This window comes from Pseudomonas sp. HY13-MNA-CIBAN-0226 (genome assembly GCF_040310305.1).
GTDB classification, from domain to species: domain Bacteria; phylum Pseudomonadota; class Gammaproteobacteria; order Pseudomonadales; family Pseudomonadaceae; genus Aquipseudomonas; species Aquipseudomonas gregormendelii.
On sequence record NZ_JBEOPS010000067.1, the window covers coordinates 1 to 582 of the forward strand.

At 48.3% G+C, this 582-nt stretch carries 2 protein-coding genes; both read left to right on the top strand.

Translation table 11 applies throughout. The features are described from left to right. On the top strand, positions 1–370 hold a 370-nt coding region (locus AAEZ05_RS27765), incomplete at its 5' end, for a virulence factor TspB C-terminal domain-related protein (protein WP_350649743.1). A gap of 3 nt (positions 371–373) precedes the next feature. After that, positions 374–582, top strand: a 209-nt coding sequence (locus AAEZ05_RS27770; RefSeq protein WP_350649745.1) for a DUF2523 family protein, incomplete at its 3' end; no start/stop codon positions are given.

A 582-nucleotide genomic window follows, 5' to 3' on the forward strand; every position in this document is an offset into this window, starting at 1 on the left:
TTGTGACGGTGATCCGTTTCAGTGCGCAATCCTCAAGCAAGCGCACATTGATACATGCAAGTTAATGGCTGGGCCTACTGATCAAGAACAGGCTGATTCTGATGCAAAAACAGATGCCGCCTATGCAGATCTAGATGCCCACCAAACTGAGCTTGACGGCAAAGTGACTGGACTTCTTTCTCAGTTTCAATCGTCTACTTCCGGTGGCGGTTCCGCTGGCAAATGTCTTCCTGATTATCAATTTGCAGTTGCGGGTCACAGCATTGACATGGAGTTTTCTAAGGCCTGCGATTCTCTCAGTTGGGTCCGTTTAGTTGTTCTCGCCGGTGCTTATTTGTTTGCTGCACGCATCGTTTCAAGGGAGGTTTAAGTCATGTTTCAAGTATTGATCTCTGCTTTGACTGCCGTCGCTGGTTGGATTCTTCCCCGTCTTCTGGCAGTTGCTGGAACAGCTGCAGTCTCTACAACAGTGCTTATGCCGATCTTTAATTACCTGCAAAACCAGATCACACAACGACTCAACGGCATGCCTGCGGACGCTGTCAATTTTTTCCGCTTTGTCGGCATTTTCGATGCTGTCAC